The 17,093-nt window shown below is 43.2% G+C and carries 17 protein-coding genes, 1 pseudogene and 1 riboswitch; of the genes and pseudogenes, 8 read left to right on the top strand and 10 right to left on the bottom strand.

What is annotated here, in order from left to right; all coding sequences use genetic code 11:
* Positions 1-64 precede the first annotated feature (64 nt).
* Both BCT11_RS07350 and BCT11_RS07345 read right to left on the bottom strand, forming a co-directional pair.
* Complete coding sequence (locus BCT11_RS07350) at positions 65-799, bottom strand: chromosome partitioning protein ParA (protein WP_102387790.1); 735 nt, start codon at positions 797-799, stop codon at positions 65-67.
* Between the two features lie 32 nt (positions 800-831).
* Entirely contained in the window at positions 832-990 is a 159-nt protein-coding gene (locus tag BCT11_RS07345; RefSeq protein WP_010447828.1) for a hypothetical protein, read from the bottom strand.
* A 530-nt stretch (positions 991-1,520) separates the two neighbouring features.
* Positions 1,521-1,622: riboswitch (glycine riboswitch) on the top strand.
* 117 nt (positions 1,623-1,739) lie between these two features.
* Between BCT11_RS07345 and BCT11_RS07340 the strand changes: the two genes are divergently transcribed.
* The 6 genes from BCT11_RS07340 (at position 1,740) to BCT11_RS07315 (ending at position 9,346) form a co-directional block, all read left to right on the top strand.
* Positions 1,740-3,116: a sodium:alanine symporter family protein gene (locus tag BCT11_RS07340; RefSeq protein WP_038872376.1), complete on the top strand. Its 1,377-nt coding sequence runs from the start codon at positions 1,740-1,742 to the stop codon at positions 3,114-3,116.
* 451 nt (positions 3,117-3,567) lie between these two features.
* The gene (locus BCT11_RS07335; RefSeq protein ID WP_102387794.1) at positions 3,568-4,317 is read left to right on the top strand and encodes a winged helix-turn-helix domain-containing protein; all 750 of its coding nucleotides are present in this window, start codon (positions 3,568-3,570) and stop codon (positions 4,315-4,317) included.
* Positions 4,314-4,775 (top strand): hypothetical protein, encoded by a 462-nt coding sequence (locus BCT11_RS07330; protein WP_038872374.1) that lies wholly within the window; start codon positions 4,314-4,316, stop codon positions 4,773-4,775. Before BCT11_RS07335 ends, BCT11_RS07330 begins: the two co-directional genes overlap by 4 nt.
* Before the next feature lie 498 nt (positions 4,776-5,273).
* The gene (locus BCT11_RS07325; RefSeq protein WP_039976639.1) at positions 5,274-6,746 is read left to right on the top strand and encodes an aerolysin family beta-barrel pore-forming toxin; all 1,473 of its coding nucleotides are present in this window, start codon (positions 5,274-5,276) and stop codon (positions 6,744-6,746) included.
* A 177-nt stretch (positions 6,747-6,923) separates the two neighbouring features.
* Positions 6,924-7,592, top strand: a complete 669-nt coding sequence (locus BCT11_RS07320; RefSeq protein ID WP_102387788.1) for a ParA family protein — start codon at positions 6,924-6,926, stop codon at positions 7,590-7,592.
* Positions 7,593-7,876: 284 nt separating this feature from the next.
* A complete protein-coding gene (locus BCT11_RS07315; RefSeq protein ID WP_102387770.1) occupies positions 7,877-9,346 on the top strand; it encodes an aerolysin family beta-barrel pore-forming toxin in 1,470 nt (489 codons plus the stop codon).
* A 69-nt stretch (positions 9,347-9,415) separates the two neighbouring features.
* Here BCT11_RS07315 and BCT11_RS07310 read toward each other — a convergent pair whose 3' ends face one another.
* Entirely contained in the window at positions 9,416-9,982 is a 567-nt protein-coding gene (locus BCT11_RS07310; RefSeq protein ID WP_102387769.1) for a threonine transporter RhtB, read from the bottom strand.
* Positions 9,982-10,617 carry a LysE family translocator gene (locus BCT11_RS07305; RefSeq protein WP_038878644.1) on the bottom strand — a complete coding sequence of 212 codons (636 nt, stop codon included), beginning with the start codon at positions 10,615-10,617 and terminating at the stop codon, positions 9,982-9,984. The genes BCT11_RS07310 and BCT11_RS07305 overlap by 1 nt, the downstream gene beginning before the upstream one ends.
* 365 nt (positions 10,618-10,982) lie before the next feature.
* Here BCT11_RS07305 and BCT11_RS07300 point away from each other — a divergent pair, with 365 nt between their 5' ends.
* Positions 10,983-12,461: a carboxypeptidase M32 gene (locus BCT11_RS07300; protein WP_102387768.1), complete on the top strand. Its 1,479-nt coding sequence runs from the start codon at positions 10,983-10,985 to the stop codon at positions 12,459-12,461.
* A gap of 92 nt (positions 12,462-12,553) precedes the next feature.
* On the opposite strand, the gene BCT11_RS07295 is transcribed toward BCT11_RS07300, so the two are convergent.
* Together BCT11_RS07295 and BCT11_RS07290 are read right to left on the bottom strand one after the other, a co-directional pair.
* Positions 12,554-12,853, bottom strand: coding sequence for a DUF3861 domain-containing protein (locus tag BCT11_RS07295; protein ID WP_102387767.1), 300 nt, complete (start codon positions 12,851-12,853; stop codon positions 12,554-12,556).
* Between the two features lie 20 nt (positions 12,854-12,873).
* Positions 12,874-13,368 (bottom strand): DUF2798 domain-containing protein, encoded by a 495-nt coding sequence (locus tag BCT11_RS07290; RefSeq protein ID WP_102387766.1) that lies wholly within the window; start codon positions 13,366-13,368, stop codon positions 12,874-12,876.
* 96 nt (positions 13,369-13,464) lie between these two features.
* On the opposite strand from BCT11_RS07290, the gene BCT11_RS07285 reads away from it, so the two are divergent.
* On the top strand, positions 13,465-13,899 hold the full coding sequence (locus BCT11_RS07285; protein ID WP_038872355.1) for a MarR family transcriptional regulator: 435 nt from the start codon (positions 13,465-13,467) through the stop codon (positions 13,897-13,899).
* 69 nt (positions 13,900-13,968) lie between these two features.
* On the opposite strand, the gene thpR is transcribed toward BCT11_RS07285, so the two are convergent.
* From thpR to BCT11_RS07265, 4 genes and pseudogenes are all read right to left on the bottom strand, one after another.
* Entirely contained in the window at positions 13,969-14,490 is a 522-nt protein-coding gene (gene thpR, locus BCT11_RS07280) for an RNA 2',3'-cyclic phosphodiesterase (protein ID WP_102387765.1), read from the bottom strand.
* A 10-nt stretch (positions 14,491-14,500) separates the two neighbouring features.
* A pseudogene (locus BCT11_RS28340) lies at positions 14,501-14,632 on the bottom strand (glutathione transferase); the annotation flags it as partial.
* 81 nt (positions 14,633-14,713) lie between these two features.
* Positions 14,714-15,661 (bottom strand): LpxL/LpxP family Kdo(2)-lipid IV(A) lauroyl/palmitoleoyl acyltransferase, encoded by a 948-nt coding sequence (locus BCT11_RS07270; protein WP_038878656.1) that lies wholly within the window; start codon positions 15,659-15,661, stop codon positions 14,714-14,716.
* Between the two features lie 248 nt (positions 15,662-15,909).
* The gene (locus tag BCT11_RS07265; RefSeq protein WP_102387764.1) at positions 15,910-16,851 is read right to left on the bottom strand and encodes a LysR family transcriptional regulator; all 942 of its coding nucleotides are present in this window, start codon (positions 16,849-16,851) and stop codon (positions 15,910-15,912) included.
* Between the last annotated feature and the right edge of the window lie 242 nt (positions 16,852-17,093).

The following is a 17,093-nucleotide window of genomic DNA, read 5'->3' as shown; positions in this document are numbered from 1 at the left end:
TCTTAAGCGAGTGGCATTAAGCTCATTAAGCTCCTTTTTTAATTTCAATATTCTCGATACGGTCTTACAACCCCATATCTTCGGTAATCTCTTTAATTTGTTTCAGATCCATTTTATGGACCTCGATCAGCTGGTCAATTTGGCTTAAGCGAGAATTTGCTTCGTCGTGCTTATCACAAGCATCAGATTTTACATCCCACGACTTACCTTCTAAGAAAACATCACACTCTTTCTTGAGCGTTTCAATCTTAGGGAGTAACGATTTACGCTCTTTCTCAAGGGCATCCAGATCTTGTGAAATCTGCATTTCTTTTTTGAATACTTCGCGCGAACGCTCGAACATCGTAGCTTGCATGTCAGCCTGACGGTTCAGCTTATCATTCTCCGTTTTGGTCGAGCTTAGCTTATTCATCTGCTGCTTTACTTGTGCTTCAAGAGACAGGTTCACTTTTTCAACTTCTGTCAGTTGTTCTTGCAGCGCATTTAGTTCAGCCTTGTGTGCTTCTTCTTTCTCAGCTAGAAGAGTAGAGACTTTAGCGTCGATTTCTTTATCTAAACCTGCTTCACGTGTTTTTACTTGAGACACCAAGTCAGACTTGTCATTCACAAGTGCTTGGTATTTCGCTTCTAATACTTGATAAGTCGATTCCCATTTATTTGCCGTTAGAACAGAACCGGCTAAACCACCAAAAGCGAGGCCTAGCACAGCGGCAATACCGATGTAAAAATGAGTACGCTTATCGCGCTCCTCAATGACGACTACTTCGTCTTGATCTTCAATGTTGTTTTGAGAAGTCACTGTATCTTACTCCGAGGACTCTACTTGATTCGCTAGCGAGTGAGTTCCGCTATCATGATTGATGCGGTATAAATTAAGAATGCACCGATCAATGTAATAACGGTCGCTTTTTGGACTTTTTCATTGGTACGGTAACGAAATAACACGAATGCTAACGCGACCAATACCGCAATGGCTAATAATCTGGTCATACTGCCTCCTTGTCCAATAATGAGAACCTATCTGATTCCATAGACAGTCTCGCAAAAATTCATTGTAACCTATTTCTACGAGGCATACGGTCAACATAGCGTAGATTTTAAAGTGATTGCTCCCGTTTTGATCAAATTAATTTCCTATCTTGAACAACTTATCATCACCTCACTAATACCACATTGAACAAACTGATAAGGGCCTGGCCGGCCATTGACCACTTAAATACCCTCGCTAGGAAACCATTTCGTTCAAGAATCGTCCGACTATGACTTTGATGCTATTCCAACCCGCATAATGTGTTGGAAATAAATCTGCAATTGGGTGTTGAAATGGTAAAAAAACATGATAGAGTTCACACGTTAATGATGACCAGCATCATTAACTAACCTTTACTCATTTTATTGAGTAAATGTTCCGATGAAGACTGCAGGAGAGTGGTTATTAACTAAATATTAACATTTAGTTAGCGTAACTCGCCGAAGAATTAACTATTTCAGGTGCTACTTAGGTAGCGGGGACTGTAGTTGGAGGAACCTCTGGAGAGAACCGTTAAATCGGTCGCCGAAGGAGCAAGTCTTACACATTTGTGTAGGGTGAAACTCTCAGGCAAAAGGACAGAGGAGTGGAAAGTAACAACCTGACTATTTGGCGTTCCCGCCTACTTTAAATAGCTTGGCTCTATTAGAGATCCTTGATCTCGTCCTTTCCCTCTTCTCCTTATTAGTTGTTTTATTAAGGGGAAATCATGAACGACCTACAATCTTTACTTCAAACCATTGATAACTTTGTCTGGGGTCCACCACTGCTACTATTGCTCGTGGGTACCGGTGTTTACTTCACTTTTAGCTTAGGCTTGATCCAATTTAAGCACCTACCAACTGCGTTAGCGATGGTATTCAGTAAAGATAAGTCATCTGATAAACAGGGTGACGTTTCTAGCTTTGCAGCGTTATGTACAGCGCTATCTGCAACAATCGGTACAGGTAACATCGTTGGTGTTGCAACCGCAATCAAACTCGGCGGTCCTGGTGCCCTATTCTGGATGTGGCTTGCCGCTTTATTCGGAATGGCTACCAAATACGCTGAGTGTCTTCTTGCCGTGAAATACCGTCGAGTTGACGACAAAGGCCAAATGATTGGTGGTCCTATGTACTACCTGCAATATGGTGTTGGCTCGAAAGCGCTAGCTATCATGTTCGCGGTATTTGCATTGGGCGTTGCCTGTTTTGGTATCGGTACCTTCCCACAAGTGAATGCCATTCTTGATGCAAGTGAGATTTCTCTCGGTGTAGACCGCGGGCTGTCAGCTTTCATCCTGACACTACTGGTGGCTTTCGTTACATTAGGTGGTATCAAGTCGATTGCGAGCGTAGCAGGTAAAGTGGTTCCTGCAATGGCGCTATTTTATGTGCTAGCGTGTTTGAGTGTGATCATCATGAACGCAGACCAATTGCTAAACGCAGTTGAGTTAGTGTTGGTGTCTGCATTCACTTCAACCGCAGCAACGGGTGGTTTCTTGGGTGCAAGCATTATGCTGGCAATCCAATCTGGTATCGCACGTGGTGTATTCTCAAACGAATCAGGTTTGGGTAGTGCGCCAATGGCAGCCGCAGCAGCGAAAACGGACTCTTGTGTTAAACAAGGTCTGATTTCAATGACGGGTACCTTCTTCGATACCATCATCATTTGTACCATGACAGGTCTTGCTTTGATCCTTACGGGTGCATGGCAAAGTGACCTTGCAGGTGCAGCGATGACAACACACGCATTTGCCGTTGGTTTGAACGCCGAAACATTAGGCCCAATGCTGGTGTCTATCGGTCTTATGTTCTTCGCATTTACCACCATTCTTGGTTGGAACTACTACGGTGAGCGTTGCGTTGTGTTCCTATTCGGTACCAAAGCTGTGCTTCCATACAAACTGATTTTCGTTGGTTTGGTGGCATCTGGTGCGTTCCTTCACCTTGATATGATTTGGCTACTGGCTGATATCGTAAACGGCCTGATGGCAATTCCTAACCTGATTGGTTTGATTGCTCTGCGCCATGTGGTGTTGGAAGAAACAAAACTGTTCTTCAAGCCGTCATCTCAATCGGACGATTTTGATGCAGTGAAAGCATAATCCAAGCTAGAAACTTTAAGCCCGCTGACTCAGCGGGCTTTTTTATCCTCAAGTTTTATATTTAACCTCTCCGACGATCCTCTTTACGGCTTATTTACCATCATCTATTTTACTCTCCAACTGGCTAATAATCGCTTTCAAGTTATCAAATAATTAAATATATAATGATATATACGACAATATTTTATTAAAAACCATCAAGACTCATTATTTAGCAAACTCTAAACCATATTATTTGTGTGTAATTACATCCATCATCACTGAAGCTACATCACTAAATAGAATATTGATATGGCATAGAGTTGATGTTTTACTATGATTATGTTTTCTTCTATCAATAGACAGTCATGGCGATAATAAACTTTAGTCACCAATTGGTAACCTTTATTCATATACTATGAGATGTGAAGACTCTTCTCACCTCTTGAACATTATAATAAAAAATAACGGTATGATTTTATATAACCCTATAAAAAACACGCTTTCTAATGGTGATATTACGATAAAAATTGGGTATCGCGAGTCACAGATTCTCACGTTATTGCTCGACCAATCTCCCGAAGTCGTTAAGAAACAGGATATCGTACAATATGCGTGGGGAAACGAATATATCGGAGAAACGTCATTAGCAAAAAGTATCAGTGTTCTCAGACAAGGCTTTGTTAAAGTGGGAGTGAGAGAATCACCAATTGTTACTGTCCCGAAAATTGGGTATCGATTAGTCAAAGGTGTACTGCTCAACGAATGCTTAATCGCAGTCACTCCCTCCGTTAAAACAACTGAAGCTATACGGGAAGACACGCCAACGTTCACTCCCACTATCAAACATGAATCGAACTACAAAAGCCTAGCGTGTTACATCTTGTCTCTTGGCATTTTGTTTGCTGCGAGCTTGCTTGGGGCGAGTAAGTTTCACAGTAAGTACAATCATCCACAGCGTAACAACGCGCTGAAGGAGCATTCTGTCGGGATGCTCGAGGTCTACACCGATCCTAATACGCAGTTATCGGTTCGCCTTGGAAAATTGCTGACGAAACATCAGTGCGTTTGTGTCGTTTACATTGAAGAAAATGACCAGTTCTCTGAGATGTCTTGGTTAAACAAACAAACACGAAAATCGATCAATGTGTTCTATACCCAAACGCAGTTTGAGCAAGCTTCAGAGACAATCGCTCAATTCATTGCAGAGGAAAACCGATGAAACCGTTTATCGCTATTGCCCTTTCATGTTTGGTCTTTCTTGGCGCTTGGAGTCTACCTTGCTATCACGATATGGAAGATAGACGCTATCACCATAGCGTGGTTGATATTCTCCCTCATGAGCATACCGTGCGGATTGATGGCTTAACGCGGGTAAATCATCGTATCATCACTCATATTGTATCGCTGCAAGATGAATCGATGTCGAACCCAATCATTCTTAGCTTTAAAGGCAAATCAAGACCCTATTCCGATTCGAGTCTTTCTGTCTCTGGTAAAATGAATCTACTCTCCGTACAAGAAATCCGCCCTGCTTTGAACGATTCATTTCTTTCACCCTATCTAGTATTAAACGATGATCCTATCTATTTTGATATAGAAGTTCTATTACAAAATGAGGTGTTCTCTCTTATTAGAGATAAACAGACTGGACGAACAAAGCTTCTCGCTAAGCGGTAATAGATAATTTAATAAGTACACTTCATTGATAATATTTCGATACAAAGCACTCAACTATTGGCCTTTTAAATTCATTTTTCCTAATACAGTTTTTCTGAAATTACCATTTACTAATACTCTAATTGAACTTTCTACTGATTTCATTATTTAACCCCAACGCTTTAATTAGTCTTATCTGATATAAATCATAAACTCAATTACGTTAAAAACGTATAAATCCAAATTTAGTTGTCCTTTCGTTTATTTCACTTAATCATGAGTAATTATTCTAATTTCAAAATGGTTGGTGCAATCCATTTTCCATTTCATGAAAATATAAACGCAATCGATGTCATCGACTGAGAAATGACAAATGAAACAACATAACCAGCTGATTGTATGGGTAATAATATTTCAACTATTTTCAGTACTATCAATCTTATCAGCATGGAACAGTAAGCCTGTCCGCTAAATCGCGGCTCATAACACAAATAAAAATACAGTTATAAGGGAACGTTCATGCGAAACATCAACATTAGCTTATTGTCCGCCGCTATCCTTTCTACCTTCGCAAGTGGTGCATATGCAAAGATCTACCCCGACCAAATCGTACTAGACCAGCTGGGTGAGGACGTATGTCGCAGCGGTTATCGTCCACTCGACCGATATGAGGCAGAAGAGCAAAAAAGTGCCTTGCTATCACGTATGGGTCAATGGCAAATTACCGGACTTAAAGGGGATTGGGTGATCATGGGCCCGGGTTACAGCGGAAGAATCAAACAAGATTTACCGAATGGCAAAACCTTCTGTTACCCAGATGAAGCGCAATCTGAAATCCCCAAATACGCGGCACGCGCCGTACCTGAAGGCGGTGAAATCGACGTCCAATACGATTTAGTGACCGACCGTAGCAACTTCGTTCGTCCCTTAAGTTACCTCGCTCATTACCTCGGCTATGCATGGGTTGGTGGCAATAACAGTCAGTTCGTGGGTGAAGACATGAAAGTCGACCGCGTTGGTGATAGCTGGGTCATCCAAGGTAATAACAATGGGTCTTGTAGTGGCTACCGCTGTGGAGAGAAGTCCAGAATCACGGTCAATAACTTTACTTACACACTGAATGACAAAGACTTTTGGCATGGAGAGGTCATTGAATCCGAACGAGAATTGGTGAAAACGATTTCTGCAACAGCTCGAAACTACAGCAACACGCCACAGCAGATCGTTGTCGACCTTAAATTAGATGAATCAACTAACTGGTCGAAAACCAATAGCTATGGGTTCGCTCAACAGGTTAAAACAGAAAATGAATTTAAGTGGCCACTGGTTGGCAATACCAAACTGAGTATTACTTTTGAAGCGAATCAAAGCTTCTCAAATTCCAATGGCGCATCCACCAGCGAGCAAGTCACATTACAAGCTCGCCCAATGGTACCCGCGAATTCCGAATTGCCTGTGCGTGTCGAGCTTTATCGTTCCACTATCTCCTACCCTTACCGATTCAATGCAGACATCAGCTACGACGTAAACTTTAACGGCTTTTTACGCTGGAGTGGTAATGCATGGCACTCTCATCCAGACAACCGCCCTTATCGTAGCCATACCTTTACGATGGGACGCGGCAGCGACAAATCTGCGGATATCCGCTACCAATGGGATCATCGTTACATCCCAGGTGAAGTGAAATGGTGGGATTGGAGTTGGGCCATTCGTGAAGCCGGACTGAGTAGCATGCAGTATGCAACTGGAGCAAGTTTACGTCCGTTCTATTCTTACGTGTCTGGTGATTTTTACGCAGAGTCACAATACGCAGGAACAATCGAAATCGGTAAAGCAACACCGCTTGGCCTTCAAGCGCGTTCAGCAAATGATGTATCTCAAAATAACACCCAACGTGTTGGAGATATTGAAGTCACGAGCAACTTTGATTCTGATGAGCTAAGTGCTCTTGGGTTCAGCAGCGCCGAGATGACGATCCACGCGACAGAATAACACACAAAAACAACAATAAAGATCGCTAACACTTTGCCCGCGACTCCCCATCGCGGGCTTTTTTAATCAAACGAGCACGAGAATAAGCATCGGCAGAGTATCGATTTATAGAATGCCAACCAATTTAACTAACCATTCAGACATAATGCCTAAGTTTTTCAAATTGGGGATAACCGTTTGCTGTCGCAAGTAAAACCACGCCAAACCAGTATTGCTTATTCAAAAGCTAAAAAAATCATTGTCTTAAATTTAAAGGGTGGTGTTGGTAAATCAACCTTTTCTGCCAGCTTGGCAAGCAAACTCATCCATAACGGACATACGGTAGAGCTGGTCGATTTTGACAAACAACAATCGACTAACAGTTGGGCGAATAGCATTGAGGCACTACCAAATCAAAGCTATAACCCTTCTCTGCGCAGCCTGTCTAACATCGCAGTGACGTTGAAAGTCAGCACCAACACTGATTACGTTGTGATAGATTCCCCTGCAAACTTTTCAGAAAGCGACTTAGTGCGCTATTTGCGTTACGTGGACTACATCGTGATCCCCATGCAGCCATCGCCTATCGATTTGCATGCGTCATTGCCGTTCATCAATACCCTTATCGAGAAACACGCCTTTAAGTCTCGTCAGATTAAGATTGGCTTTGTCATCAATCGTTGTGTCCATCAAGATGAGCGGCTCGATCGTGTGATGCGGCTATTACGCTTTTTCCGTCAGTTTAAAACGCTCGGAATCATGAGTGAATCCCACGTCTATCAGCAACCTTTTATGGACAAACAACTCGTGGATGCCAAATGCGTTGACCCAAAACTGTGGGACAACGTCATTAAGTGGTTGAACTAATGATTCGAACCTCCAAGCGCAAATGAAACTAACGTTGAGCAATCATAACGGATTGTTCAACACTAACTTAACCTCACACCTTTAAGCTTTTCTTTTAAAGCACTCAAAACCTCATAAGAATAATACTTTCATCACCTCAAGAGATTGATAAATAACAGAATTATTTTTCAACTATTTTCAGTGTTTTTTGACTTGTTTTATATGAAAGAGTACGCCCGCTTTTGGGCAATACGAGCCTAAAAGCTAACTAGAACTCAATCATTAAAATAAAGGACACTGTATTTATGCTGCACGTCAGTACGCCACTATCGATTACGCTTGCGCTTTCCTTCTTATCCACTTTTGCTCAAGCCAAAATCTATTCAGATCAGCTTGTTATCGATGAATTGGAAAATCATCAATGTAGATCCGACTATCGTCAGCTTACCTACCAAGAAGCACAAGAGCATAAAACAGCCATTCTATCGCGCATGCAAACTTGGGACATTGTGGGCCTCGAAAGCGGCTGGGCGATCATGGGCTCAGGCTACCATGGCCAGATCAAACCAGAACAATCGAGCCATAAAACTTGGTGTTACCCTATTCACCCAAATACAGAACTGCCCAAGCACCTTGGTATATCTATTGCGGAAGGGAGTAAGGCTGAAATTGAGTATGAACTCGTCTCCAATCAAGAGCTTTTTATTCGGCCAGTGAGTTATTTGGCGCATACGCTTGGCTACGCATGGTTAAGTGGTAACGGGGGCAATTTTGTTGGCGAAGACATGGTTGTCAATCAAGTACATGATGGCTGGGAAATACAAGGAAACAACGCGGGCTCATGCAACGGTGAACGATGCTCAGAAAAAACGAAAATCACCGCCAGCGACTTTGCTTACCAGCTCAACCCTCATTACTTTTCACATGGCAACATCACTGAATCTACGGAAGATTCAACATACACAATTACAGCCTATGCGATCAACACTCTCGACCAAGCCAAACAAATCCACATTCAGTTTGATGTAGAGCAAACCGCAACTTGGTCTAAAACCGATAACTCCGCTTTTGCACAATCTGTTCATATCAGCTCCCCATTTCAATGGCCTACCATTGGAACCACATCACCTTGGTTTATTGTCAAAGGGAATCAGGCATTCTCCGACTTAACCTCTGGCACCAGTACTCTTCCTGCAACCAGAGAGGCAAACCTCACTGTGCCTGCACGCTCAATTCTCCCCATTCGTATTGAGCTCTCACATTCTAGAATCTCTTATCCGTTTCGTTTTCGAGCTGACATCAGCTATCGAGTCAATTTCGATGGGTTCTTACGTTACAGTGGTAATGCTTGGCATGCTCATCCAAAAGATAGACCGACAATCTCGCATACTTTCACGCTTGGTCGCGCCAGTGAACTCAAAGAAAACATCCGCTATCAATGGGATCATCGCTACATTCCGGGAGAAACGAAATGGTGGGACTGGAGTTGGGCGATTCACAATCACGGCTTACCCCTGATGCAGTATGCGGCTGGCGCAACACTTCAGCCATACTATTCTCATGTTTCCGGGCTCTTTGACGCCGAATCACAGCAGATAGGAATGATAGATGTAGGTCGTGAGTTGGCCGTAGATACACCTTTAAATTGGGATAAAAACGCACACGTTCAACACCTTCAAATTGGTGATATCAGCGTTGTAACAGATTTTGATTCAAGCGTCTTAGACCGACTCGGCTTCCGCGCCGCTCACTTGTTGGTTCAACCCATAAACTGACCTACAACTAAAAAAAGAGACAAGCGGATGACTTGTCTCTTTTAGTATCAAACGTCAACTCTAAATGAATTAATCACGAAGCCATTGATGTTCCTGACTATCGCCCTGTTTATTGAAAAAAGTAGAATGCTGTTGCTTGAACTGGTCGGCTTTGATCTCTGAAATCGGCCATAGGCGGAAGTCTTCTCGAATGAAATGGTCATCAATCCCAAATTCTAGAGATTTCAACTTCGGACCGACAAATCGATAAATATAACCTTCACCCGACGCTTCACACAGCATAGGCACATGAGACATCGGTTGACCATTAACCGAAACAGACGCCCATTTGCTGGATTCAGGGTCGCAAGCGTCTTGATTCACAACATCGATTTCAAATTTGTTGTCTAACGTCGTCCCTACAAAAACAGCGGTCGCGTCTTGCAAGTAAACTCGCCTAAGCAATAACTGCTTTGTGTCTTGTGTGCGTGTGGTTTGAATTCCATTGGAAAATGGTAAGAAATACTCCCAATGCCAATCCCACTCCATTCCTTTCTCAACAAAGTGCAATTGGGGAATAGTTTTCCACGCCACGAACGCTCCGACAGCAAATAGGAAAGCAACAAAACTAATAATCAGTCGAATCAATACGCGCATTATGCTGGTTTTTCTACAAGTAGCTTAATCCCAAGGGCAACTAATACAGCACCCGTTGCTCCTTCCATCCATTTCATAAAGCTGGCATTTTTTAATAAACTTTTCGCAGAATTGAGTGCACCTGCCAAACCACATTGCCAAACCATCGCGATCATAAAGTGAATAGAAGCCATGATCATAGATTGTAGTAATGGCGATCCTTCTGGATTTACAAATTGAGGAAGAAACGCAAGATAGAATACGGCGGTTTTCGGGTTTAACACGTTAGAAAGAAAACCTTCACGAAAAGAACGTTTACCACTGTAATCTTGGTGCGCTTGTTCAGAAACCGAGATTCCTTCATTCGATTTCATCAATGCACGCAAACTGCTCAACCCCAGCCATATTAGATAAGCAGCGCCCACCATTTTAACCATCTGAAACAGCTCTGCCGACTGCGCCAAAACGGCAGAAATACCGACCGCAGAGAAAAACGCATGCACAAACAAACCAAAACAAATCCCCAAACTTGTCGTGCAACCGTCTTTAAGCCCTGCTCGAGTGGTATTGCGGATCACCAAAGCAGTATCCAATCCGGGTGTCAGCGTCAAAATCGTGATGGCAATCAGGAATGCTTCAAAATTCAAAATATCCATATTTTTTTAATAAGTGATTAAGTATCACACATCAATACCGTCAAACCGTTTAATGCGCAAGCAACTTTTGTGATCTAAGTCGTTGAAAGTCGCAGAGTGTCGATATCAAGGTCCATTAAAATGCATTGCGTATCATTGCCAACAATTCACATCGTTAACCTTCTCTCGGTTATCTATACAAGTACCTGAATTTGTGCACAATAGACCTGCATTATTTGTTAATAAATAGTAAATTAGACACACTTCTCTATCGACATTACCTTGATGCTGCATTTTGCTCTGCATCGGTGTCGAGAGATACGAACATCACGTTCAAGGACCCCATTTGGGGCGTTTAAGGAAAGAACATAACAAAGAGTAGTCACATGAGCGCATTTCAAAAACTCGTCGAACATTCAAAAAAAGTCTCTAACTTTGGCCATTTATCTGCAATCGTAGGATGGGATCAGGCAGCCGTAATGCCATCAGGCGGTGCGGAAGCTCGCTCTAATGCGATGGCTGAACTAGAGGTTCATATTCACTCTCTTTTGACTCAACCTCATCTAGGTGATCTGTTTGCTCAAGCAGAAGAAGAGTCATTATCAGCACAAGACCAGTCGGTACTTCGCGAAATGAAACGCGATTGGCAGCAAGCGAACCTGCTACCTGAATCTTTGGTTCAAGCACAATCGCTAGCTGGCTCAAAATGTGAGCACGCTTGGCGTACCCAACGTGGCAATGACGACTGGGCTGGCTTCGAAAAGAACTGGGCTGAAGTGGTTAAGCTGTCTCAAGAAGAAGCGCAAATTCGCGCAGAAGCGACTGGCACATCACCTTACGATGCAATGTTAGAACTGTACGAACCAGGTACAACGTCAGCCTCTCTAGACGTGCTATTTGCGGACGTGAAAACCTGGTTACCATCAATGATTGATGAAGCCATCGAAAAGCAAAAAGCCAACAACATCCTGCTTCCGAACGGCCATTACCCTGCTGAAAAACAAAAAGCACTGGGACTGGAAGTCATGAAGCTACTGCAATTCGACTTCGAACATGGCCGCCTTGATGAAAGTGTTCACCCGTTCTGTGGTGGCGTTCCTACCGACGTCCGTATTACCACCCGTTACGATGAAAAAGAATTCGTACAATCATTGATGGGCATCGTGCATGAAACAGGTCACGCGCGTTATGAGCAAGGTCTGCCAAAATCGTTAGCAGGCACAATGGCTGGCCAAGCTCGCTCAATGGGCATCCACGAATCTCAATCTCTGTTCTTCGAGATGCAGGTAGGTCGTAGCCAAGCATTTGTTGAGCACCTTGCGCGTCTGGCTTCTAACCATTTTGAAGGCCCTGAGTTTGCACAAGATAACTTGTCAAAAATCTACACGCATGTAGACAAAGGTTTCATCCGTGTCGATGCTGATGAACTGACATACCCTGCTCACGTTATCTTACGTTACGAGATTGAACGCGATCTAATGAACGGTGTGATCAAGCATACAGACGTTCCAGAACTGTGGAACGAGAAGATGAAAGAGTACTTGGGTCTATCGACAGAAGGCAACTTTAAGAACGGTTGTATGCAGGATATCCACTGGACAGATGGCGCCTTTGGTTACTTCCCATCATACACGCTTGGCGCGATGTACGCGGCGCAGTTTATGGCAGCGATGCAGCAAACCGTGGACGTGGATGGCGCGATTCGCTCTGGCGATCTGTCGCCAATCTTTACTTGGTTATCAGACAACATCTGGAGCAAAGGTAGCCTGTTCTCGACCGATGATTTGGTGACGCAAGCAACAGGTGAAGTGTTAAACGCGAAGCACTTCAAAGCACATCTAGAAAACCGATACTTGGGTAAATAACTTTTACCAAGTCATCACACGAAAAAAGGCTGGTTTAATACCAGCCTTTTTGTTTGCGCTAGAGTCTACTCAAAGCGCTCAGAAGCTTATCATTAAGCTAGATTACGTTTCACCGTACTCTTCATATTTTGCATGAAGTTTCTGAAGTGCGGCATGAAATCAGCGAATAACGGATGCTTGCGATCTTTCATCATCACAGGACCCAGCAGACGAAGGGCAACACCAACGCGTGTCGCATCTGCCGGTTCTAGTCCACTGCCCTGACCGATCTTATCTACGATATTCAACATGTCTTCGCGATCTTGGACTTCAAAGCTCAAGCTTCTTGCTTCACGGCCTTCTTCTAAGTTTACTTCTTCAATAGTAATGCGGTAGTGGTTATCTTTTCTCATCTCATTTCTCCAATCAATATTCACTCGCTTTTTAGAAAGCGTTCAATCTTTGGTTTGATGGTCATGGATGTAATGGTCATCAACACCATTGCTATAGGTAACGCAGCGAAAAGTCCTTTTAACCAAGCAGATCCAAATACGGATACGTCCTCAAACCCTATGTTGTGAGCGGCGGTGATAAACGCCATAACGGATTCCATAATCAGCGCCATAAAGACACCAACCACAAGGTTTTTCTGCTTTTCACTGGCGCGGCTAAATAGTTTGCCAACCAGTTTGGTCATTAACGTCATCATCACCATACCCGTTGGCATAAGGACAACAATCGCCATTAAGAATGAGCGCAACCAATCGCTGAAGAAAGAATCGGAATAGCCTACGTTCATGTAAGTCATTACGCCTGTCAGTGTCCCTCCCATTAGTGTCATCATCCCTAATACAACAGCAATTTTATGAATCAGTGGCGCCTTCGCCGGTTGTGTCAGTTCGTTCGACATGGTCAAGGATTCTGTCATTCAATTCTCGCTCTTGAAGTTACTCTCAATTAAGTTGATAATGTCAACTATAGTTATTTAGTTGACAATGTCAACCACTTTTGTTTGGAGTGTTACATGTCGAATCCAAAATCGCTGGATAATCTGTTCCATCTTGTGCACGTTTTAAAGCGTCAATTGCACGAACAAATTGAACAACTAGAACTCCCTATCGCGCCTATGCATGTGCGGGTGATAAAAATCATTAGCAAACAGTCACCATGTACGGCAATGGATGTGGTGAACTTCTTAAACCGAGATAAAGCACAAGTCACACGCTTAATTAAGACATTGATTGAAGAAGGCTTTATTGAGAAGAGACCGAATCCAGAAGATAAACGTAGCCAGTGTTTGTTGACCACCGAGAAAGGCAATGAAGTGTTATCGAAGATCAAAGCCGTCGATGCTGAGATCTTTCAAAAGATGACGTTAAATGTGTCTGAGGAAGAGCTAGAAGCGTTCCAACTTGTCGCTGGGAAACTGGCTGAAAACCTGTCGAAAAAGCCAAGCTAAAAAATGGTAATCATTTAGAAATCAGTTCAGCTATTATGGATTATTGGCTGAACTGAGGTATAGAAAGCACTAGCAAACCACCTCTTCTAGCGCGTGATAAACGAGTTTTCCATTAACCGTTTTGCTTTCCATTAGAGCGATAGAATAAATGGGAAGTAGTAAAGGTGATATCTCGACAGCATCAAGTGACGCTTGTTGATCGACATGGCGAGCAAGTGTGATGTGAGGAACATAGTCACGCGACTCCGTCACAAAGCCATGCAGTTCTATTGCCTCTATGAGTTCGTTTTGCAATGTTGTAACCGCTAAATTATCTTTAATCCCCAACCACGCCAGTTGTCTGCCACTTTGGCGAAATGAACCTAGATGATCGACGGTAATCTGCTCACAACGACTGCGAAGTTGATGAAAAATATCAATAAGACGCTGCGTTTCTTCTTCTGTCGATTCACCGATAAAAGCCAACGTGATATGAAAATTATCTTCGCAAGTATAGCGCCCTGCTATCTCATGCTGTTGAAGCTTGTCTTGAATCTGCTTGAGCTGTGACTTACTGCTTTTATTAAACGTGAGTGCGAAAAACAATCTCATCTAAACGCTCCTACAACCACTCTAAATCTTCATAAGACTGATACTTTATGCTCTCTAATCGCGAGTGCAAATCACCACTGTGGATTTCTAATTTATGTCCATCTGGAGCTAAGAGATAAAGCGAATCCCCTTCACTCTTGTGTGTCATTATTGTGGCAAACAACCAAGCAGAAATGAATCGACAGATAAAAGAAAGCCCAGAGCGAACGTCTGGGCTATTGAACTACATTGCAGGAGCTAACTGAGGCTTATACAAACAGCACTCGCCGCTCGGTCTGGTTTTAAAGCGTCTGTGCAACCACATATATTGGCTTGGACTCGCTAAAATAGATTTCTCTACAATCTTGTTTACAAAGGCGGCAGCTTGGTCTGGATCGTTTTTCGGGAATCCTTCAACCGGAGCACTAATGGTTAACGTGTAGTGCCCGTTGTCACCTCGCACCATAGTAAATGGCACAATGGCACAGTCTGTTGCGTCAACCAACAAACTTGTACCCGTTGTGGTGCAAGCACGCTTAACCGCAAACAAAGGCGCAAACGTTGAACGACGCGTCCCGTAGTCATGATCCGGCGCATACCAAACACGTTCGCCAGTATTCAGCGCATTCAGCATAGCTTTCACATTTTTGCGATCAATCAACGTTCGGTTGGAACGCGAACGGCCTTGATATTGAAAATAGTCAAAACAGGGATTGTTATTTGGACGGTAAACGCCCATACCTGATTTTTTAATACCAAACGCTCTTGCGCCTAACTCTAGGTTCATAGAATGAACGGCAAGCATTAAAGCACCTTTGCCCTGTTTTTCTAGAGCTTCGATGTGTTCCATTCCTTTGATCGTCACGTGTTTGTTGACACGATTATCAGACCAAAACCAAGCCATTGCGGTTTCAAATAGCGCAATACCCGCGTTGTCGATATTGTCTTTTAAAATTGCTTCACGCTCTTGAGCACTCATGTCGGGAAAACACAGCTCTAAATTACGTTTGATCGTGACTTGACGCTTTTTCATCAGTCGCATAGCAATACGACCAATTCCGCTTCCTAGCGATAGCTGTACACGAAAGGGAAGAAGGCTAAGAAGATACATGATCCCTATGATGATCAATGTACCCCAATAGCGAGGAGCCAGAAATTCTGCCTTGAATTTTGGTGTATTTTGCTTATTCATGAATGTGTCATCAGACGAAACTCGCCTATAAAATCCTTAAAAACAACGATAAATGAAAGTAACTTTTATCATTGAGTGTGCTTATTATAGAAACTAAAGCGCGCGGATTTTATGGTTGTTCGACACAGGACACAATAAGAACTTTCTGATCTTGCGGTCGTCCGTAGCAAGTTAGACAAAAAAGAGGTGATTTCGCTCGAATCGCAACAAAAACACCGCACATAATGCTTACAACGTGCGGCATATGGCTAACTGACTTTTAATACCGAAGCATCCAATATCCCCTTCTCAACCAAATCTGTAAGGATGACTTTAGTTTTTTCTCTGAACAGATCGCGTAGCAATCTCACTGTTGCCGTAATTGATTGACGGCTCGGACAAATCAACCACAGTTCTGTCGGAGTGGGTTTATATGCACTCATGACATTGACGACATTTCCGGTATGCAAGTCTTGCGACATATCCAAACAAGACTTTATCGCTAAGCCCTTCCCAGAAACACACCAACGCCTAACGAGATCGCCATCATTGGAAGCGCGATTACCTTTGAGTTTAATTTTGTGCTCGTTATGGCCATCATTAAATCCCCATACGTCCTGCAATGTATCGTGCAGTTGGTACAGCAAACCATTGTGTTCGATTAAGTCTCGCGGAGTCTTTGGTGCGCCGTGCTCTACAAGGTATTCAGGGGTTGCGCACAATAGCCTAGGCACATTGCAAATTTTAAAGCCGTACATGTTGGAGTCTGTTGGTGCTCCATAGCGCAGCGCCATGTCTACCGAGTCTCGGTAAAAGTCCACGTTACTGTCGCTGATGTTGCTTCTCAACGTGACCTTTGGATAGCTATCCATAAATTCATCGAGCCAAGGTGTGACTAAATTTCGCCCTAAATCGGAAGAGAGCGCAATTCGAACTTCTCCATCGATAATATCCAGATCTTCACGCATATTCTGTTTCGCGTGTTCTAACATTTCTAGCGCTTTTTCACACTGAGGAAGGTAACGCTCACCCGCACTGGATAAACGCAAATGACGTGTAGTTCGAACAAATAATTCTGCCCCTAAGGAGGCTTCAACTCTCTTCACCGCCGCGCTGGCAGTTGCCGTTCTCATGTCTAACGCCGTCGCGGCTCCTGTGATGCTACGAAACTCTGCAACTTTGAGCACGACTTGAAGATCTTCAAGCAACATATTATCTAATCCTATTTGATAATCTTCGAAAAATTATGCGGTTTGACCTAGGTTATTATGCTGCATCCGAACAGGAAGGAAAGAGGAAAAATAAAACCATATAAATTTACGCCAGCCAGCACACAATCACGGTCGTTCTTCAAATCTGTGAAAAACACTGGCTTTCGTAATAAGCGCCATTTGTTTTTCCCTGCACGCAAGTGTACAGTCTCGCCTATCTTAGGTGATGCCAATCTTTTGCT

This window comes from Vibrio sp. 10N.222.52.B12, assembly GCF_002875385.1.
Classification (GTDB): Bacteria; Pseudomonadota; Gammaproteobacteria; order Enterobacterales; family Vibrionaceae; genus Vibrio; species Vibrio jasicida.
Note: the sequence above shows the minus strand (reverse complement) of the source record. Positions and strands in the feature narration are given on the sequence as shown.

Excerpts from the sequence above, each read along its gene's own strand:
- BCT11_RS07335 (WP_102387794.1), top strand. The coding sequence starts at position 3,568 with ATGATTTTATATAACCCTATAAAAAACACGCTTTCTAATGGTGATATT.
- BCT11_RS07310 (WP_102387769.1), bottom strand. The coding sequence starts at position 9,982 with ATGCGCGTATTGATTCGACTGATTATTAGTTTTGTTGCTTTCCTATTT.
- thpR (WP_102387765.1), bottom strand. The coding sequence starts at position 14,490 with ATGAGATTGTTTTTCGCACTCACGTTTAATAAAAGCAGTAAGTCACAG.
- BCT11_RS07340 (WP_038872376.1), top strand. The coding sequence starts at position 1,740 with ATGAACGACCTACAATCTTTACTTCAAACCATTGATAACTTTGTCTGG.
- BCT11_RS07300 (WP_102387768.1), top strand. The coding sequence starts at position 10,983 with ATGAGCGCATTTCAAAAACTCGTCGAACATTCAAAAAAAGTCTCTAAC.
- BCT11_RS07270 (WP_038878656.1), bottom strand. The coding sequence starts at position 15,661 with ATGAATAAGCAAAATACACCAAAATTCAAGGCAGAATTTCTGGCTCCT.
- BCT11_RS07285 (WP_038872355.1), top strand. The coding sequence starts at position 13,465 with ATGTCGAATCCAAAATCGCTGGATAATCTGTTCCATCTTGTGCACGTT.
- BCT11_RS07330 (WP_038872374.1), top strand. The coding sequence starts at position 4,314 with ATGAAACCGTTTATCGCTATTGCCCTTTCATGTTTGGTCTTTCTTGGC.
- BCT11_RS07265 (WP_102387764.1), bottom strand. The coding sequence starts at position 16,851 with ATGTTGCTTGAAGATCTTCAAGTCGTGCTCAAAGTTGCAGAGTTTCGT.
- BCT11_RS07315 (WP_102387770.1), top strand. The coding sequence starts at position 7,877 with ATGCTGCACGTCAGTACGCCACTATCGATTACGCTTGCGCTTTCCTTC.
- BCT11_RS07325 (WP_039976639.1), top strand. The coding sequence starts at position 5,274 with ATGCGAAACATCAACATTAGCTTATTGTCCGCCGCTATCCTTTCTACC.
- BCT11_RS07295 (WP_102387767.1), bottom strand. The coding sequence starts at position 12,853 with ATGAGAAAAGATAACCACTACCGCATTACTATTGAAGAAGTAAACTTA.
- BCT11_RS07345 (WP_010447828.1), bottom strand. The coding sequence starts at position 990 with ATGACCAGATTATTAGCCATTGCGGTATTGGTCGCGTTAGCATTCGTG.
- BCT11_RS07305 (WP_038878644.1), bottom strand. The coding sequence starts at position 10,617 with ATGGATATTTTGAATTTTGAAGCATTCCTGATTGCCATCACGATTTTG.
- BCT11_RS07290 (WP_102387766.1), bottom strand. The coding sequence starts at position 13,368 with ATGACAGAATCCTTGACCATGTCGAACGAACTGACACAACCGGCGAAG.